This window comes from Aestuariivirga sp., assembly GCF_037139295.1.
In the GTDB taxonomy this organism is placed as follows: domain Bacteria; phylum Pseudomonadota; class Alphaproteobacteria; order Rhizobiales; family Aestuariivirgaceae; genus Aestuariivirga.
The window spans coordinates 1-4,484 of sequence record NZ_JBAXGR010000170.1 but is presented as its reverse complement, the minus strand read 5'-3'; the positions used below and the strand labels follow the sequence as shown (position 1 = coordinate 4,484).

Annotated in this window: 4 protein-coding genes; all 4 read right to left on the bottom strand. The window is 56.8% G+C overall.

Annotated features, from left to right (window positions below; translation table 11 throughout):
- On the bottom strand, positions 1 to 484 hold a 484-nt coding region (locus WCJ41_RS20215; RefSeq protein ID WP_336907641.1), incomplete at its 3' end, for a helix-hairpin-helix domain-containing protein.
- Between the two features lie 91 nt (positions 485 to 575).
- The gene (locus WCJ41_RS20210; RefSeq protein WP_336907640.1) at positions 576 to 1,904 is read right to left on the bottom strand and encodes a cytochrome P450; all 1,329 of its coding nucleotides are present in this window, start codon (positions 1,902 to 1,904) and stop codon (positions 576 to 578) included.
- A 72-nt stretch (positions 1,905 to 1,976) separates the two neighbouring features.
- A complete protein-coding gene (locus WCJ41_RS20205; protein ID WP_336907639.1) occupies positions 1,977 to 3,068 on the bottom strand; it encodes a cyclic nucleotide-binding domain-containing protein in 1,092 nt (363 codons plus the stop codon).
- 54 nt (positions 3,069 to 3,122) lie between these two features.
- Positions 3,123 to 4,307 (bottom strand): MFS transporter, encoded by a 1,185-nt coding sequence (locus WCJ41_RS20200; protein ID WP_336907638.1) that lies wholly within the window; start codon positions 4,305 to 4,307, stop codon positions 3,123 to 3,125.
- Between the last annotated feature and the right edge of the window lie 177 nt (positions 4,308 to 4,484).

Here is a 4,484-nt window from a genome sequence, read left to right as displayed (position 1 = left end):
CCATGATCTCCCGGACCGCCTTTTGCTCGGCCCAAGCCGCCGTGATGCGCTGAGCGCGTACCACGCCTATGCCATCGATCTCGCGCAGTCGCTCGGGATTGGCCTCGATGATGTCGAAGACCTGCTCGCCGAAGGCCTTCACCATTTTCTTCGCATACACCGGGCCGATCCCCCGGATCATGCCGGAGGAGAGGTATTTCTCAATACCCTCCGCCGTGGTGGGTGGGGTTGTCTTGAGGAAACGCGCCTTGAACTGCAGCCCGTGGGTGCGGTCGTTGAACCACTCACCGGTGGCAGTAATCCATTCGCCTGCGGCGATGGCGGCGGCATGCCCAACCACCGTTACGAGGTCCCGGTGCCCCCGCGCTTTGACGCGCAGCACGCAGAAGCCGCTTTCATCATTGTGGAAGGTCACGCGCTCGACAATGCCGGCCAGCACCGCCTGCGGCGCCTGCTGGGCCTGTACTGCGGTGTTGCGGCTCATTAGTTATGCGATCGACGTTGGTGAACTGGAGGAACGGACACCCGTTTCAGGATCCACAAAACGGGCCTCGCGGTAATGACTATCGAACCTGTCATGCTCTCCTCGTCAGACAGAGCTTGATTGCACGATCGGGCACCTGTGTTACTCGCGCTTTCGGTTCGACGACTGTTGAAGTTTGGAGATTGTAACGTTGGAGTATCATGGCGAGAACAATTGCCATCTCCACGTTTGCAAAATCGCTGCCAATGCACAGGTGGCGGCCTGCGCCATAGGGCATGAATGCACGCCGCGGCCAATCGCCGGAGAGGAACCTTTCCGGGCGAAACCTGTCGCGATCCTCACCCCATACCGGTGAAGCATGGACCCCCGCGATTGAGACAATGACCACGGTACCCCGTGGAATCCGGTAGCCACCGAGTTCGTCATCGCCGACAGCGATTCTGGGCAACGCATATACTGGCGGGTAGACGCGCATCGTCTCCTGGAGGATAGCCCTGATGTAGGGCAATGCTGGAAGGTCATCGTACCTTGGAGTGCGGCCGCAGAGGACACCATCAAGCTCCCTTTGTGCCTCGCGTCCCACTTTTGGAGCTCGAGCAATCAGGTACAGGGCCCAGGTAAGACTGGTCGCTGCCGTTTCATAGCCCGCAAAGAAGAGCGTCTTCGTCTCCTCCAGGAGGGCCTCTGCCGACAGTGCCTTGTCCGTCCGGGGATCGCGGGCTGACTTGAGCGTCGAAAGAAGATCACTACTCTCGCTTGATTCCTCATGATGCTTGCTGAGGTGTTCAGAAATGAAGCCGGTAAGTTCCCGGCGGACCTCCAGGAGTGCCCTGTTGCCAGCCGTGGGAAGCCACATCGGCGGAGACCAGATCGCAGTGTTTCGCTTGAGAATCAGTTGCAGTCCGCGCCGCAATGTCTGACCGACTTGATCAGCCATCGCGCCGGAGATGTCCGATGACAACAGCATCCGGGCTATTACAGCCATCGACAGCCGCAGTGTTCCCGCCTCCAGGTCGACCGAACCGTTCCGCGCCTGCTCCGCGTCCCAGGATGCATACAGTGCCTTTGTGGCCTCAGCCGAAGCCTGCGCTACTCCACCCAGAACCCCTTTTGTGAAGGCCGACTGAGTGAGACGACGCCGCTCCAGCCATTCATCTCCACTTAGCGCGAGAAGACCTCTCCCGATGATGCCAATGTTGAGACTTTGCCTCGTGCGGGTAAAACGCTGCCATTTGGTCACGAGAAGCTCGTGTGCGAGTTCTGGGTCAGCGACAGCGACCATCCGGCGGTGAAGTGCCCGAAAGGCACAGATCCCGTCATGCTGGAGAGCTACATCCTTGATGAACCGATGCGGCTCACGAGCCATCTGCCGAGCCGAGCCCCAGACGAAATGACCTCTTTCCACAGGTAGCGATGCCATCGTCTCTCTCTTGCCCCTTCAATCGTCAAACTATGTGCGGTGTGCGACGAATATCGCGCAACATGGCCACCGTCAGGCAATTCGTCCAGCCAGGAGCTTCGCCAGGTTGAGTGCCATTCTCACGCCCGGTTCAGGGTCTTTCTCCATCCACTGGAAGAGCCGCTCTGACTTCAGTGCGGCGATATGGCCGAGCGTTGTGGATCTGACGGTCTCGCTCCTCGGCACCCTCGAAAGATGCTCTATCTCGCCGAACAAGTCGCCAGGTCCCAGTGGCCGAAACTGTCTGGCGCCCTGCTTGCCGGCCTCGAAGGAGCCGGATACGATCAGATACATGTCGTCGCTGGTTTCCCCCTCGCGCGTAATGAGTTCGCCTGACTCGCAGGAAATCACGCTGGCCAACTTCATGACGTGACGTATGCTATCCTCTCCAATTTCATCGAATAGCTTTGGAACGGGGCGTTCAACAAACTTGTGCCCAGTCTCGATCCACAGTTCATCGTTGACGAGAATTTGGCTTGCCTGGAACAGGTCAACGATCGGTTCAAGCCGGAGGCGTGTATCGTCGGATCGGTCTTCACAGCCGCTCCTCAGCATAATTCGCAAGAGTGGAGAGCGGACGGCTCTCAGCCTGGATGCGTCTTTCATCATGAGCATGAGGGGACAGCGTAGGCCAATCCCCTTGAGTTGAGTTGCGTAGCTGTACTGTTCCAGACCGAATCGTTCGTAGAAGGCGACAAGTCCGGGACGGCAGAAAGTGAGCAGCAGGTCTACGTCGCTCCCCAGAAGCAGCTCGTAACAGGAACTCAGAAGCATCGGAACAAGGGAGGAGCCTGAGTAGTCAGGATCGACCAACAGCCAGTTCACCAGTCGCATGCGTTGGATATCCACCGCCTTTCTGAGGCGGTTGATGGCAAGAAACTGAGACAAATCCGCGGAAAGATGCGCATCGTCGATAGGTGATAGTGTAACTGCGGCAACCGGGCGGCCAAATTCGCCGAAGTAGAAGTGCGTCGAGATGTTGTCCAAGGCTTCAGAAAGCACACGTCTCTCATGATCCAGTCCATCCAGATCGTCACGGCCAAGGTGCTGTGAAAAGACCCTGTAGCGAAACTGGTAAATGCTCTGCTTTTCATCAGCTGACTCGGCTTGTCTCAACTGTTGCATCACGGCCTCATTATTCTGTTGGTGAGAGTCAGACCGGAGTAATCATCCTGTTGGTCAGTCCTGTTGTTTCAGTGTGAACCCTATCGCCGTTGACACGGCGATCGCTGCAGCCAGTGGGACAAGTGCGACCCATATGACAGCGGCCGGATTGGTGGTGTCAAATGCCAGACCTGCGGCTGCTGCTCCGGCGGCCTGGCCCAGATAGGCAGTTGATGTATTAAGCGAAATAGTTGCGCTGGCCAAATGCGGGGCCGTGCTGGCAAGTCGGCTCTGCTGGAGAGAAGTAGAAGAAAATGATCCAAGTCCCCAAATCGCGATTGAGAAGAGGCCCAACGCGAAAACACCACCTGAAAGACTAAGAAAGATTGCGCCTGCCGCCATGAGCGAGAGGGCTAAGACGATTAGTTTCTGAGTCGAGTAGTGGCTCGCGAGGCGCGAAGCGAGAAGGTTTCCTATGACGCCGGTCGCGCCTGCGACAGAGAAGGCTACAGCGATGTCAATTGCTCGTACCGAGAACAGTGCCCCCAGAAGGGGAGAGAGATAGGTGAATATCGCAAATTGCCCGGAAAGACTGAAAAAGGTCACCAACAGTAGGGCGAGAATGATCGGATTTTGGAGAGCACTCCGCCATGCGGTGATGGTGATGGTTTCCGTGTGCAGTTTCCGAGGCAATACAGCCAAGAGAACAAGGGTTCCAATAAGTGAAAGGCCAGCTATGATCATGAAAGCTGTCTGCCAGCCAAGCCCTTGCGCGATCATGCCGCTTACAGGTACCCCGACCACCATCGCCGCAGACCAGCCGACAAACACAAAAGCAACTGCAGAGTCACGTTTGTGGGGTTGCACAATGAGCGTGACTGCAGCGGCGGCTTGAGGACTGAAAAGGGCCGCTGCAATGGCAATCAGAGTTCGTGTGGCTACCAATTCGGAGAAGGATTGGCTGAACACTGATGCCAAGTGACCAGCGGCGTTTAGAAGTAGAACGCAAGCCAAGAGTAATCGTCGGTCCAACTTGCTTGTCAGGGCCGCAAGTACCGGAGCGCCAATTCCGATGACGAGTCCCGTTACTAGGAGCAAGTGCCCCGTGGTACCGACATCTATGTTGAAGCTGGTAGACAGGTCTGTAAGCATAGCGGCAGGCATCAGCACGCCGGTTCCAATCAAGAAGTTGCCAAAAGCAAGAACCCAGAGACTAGCCTTAGCCCTTGGATCCGCAGAGCCGTTGGATGAGATGGGCATGACGATCAGCTATTTCCTATCTTCGAGTGATCTCGTCGAGTGGGCAATTCAAGTGCCCGTGATCGGGGGCACGTGCTGGATTTACGCTGAGCAGGTACGGTGCCGGGCATGTGCATGGAGTTACCTTAGAGTCTGTCCGAAGAGTTCATGCTGGATTGCATAGCTTCCTGAGCATGA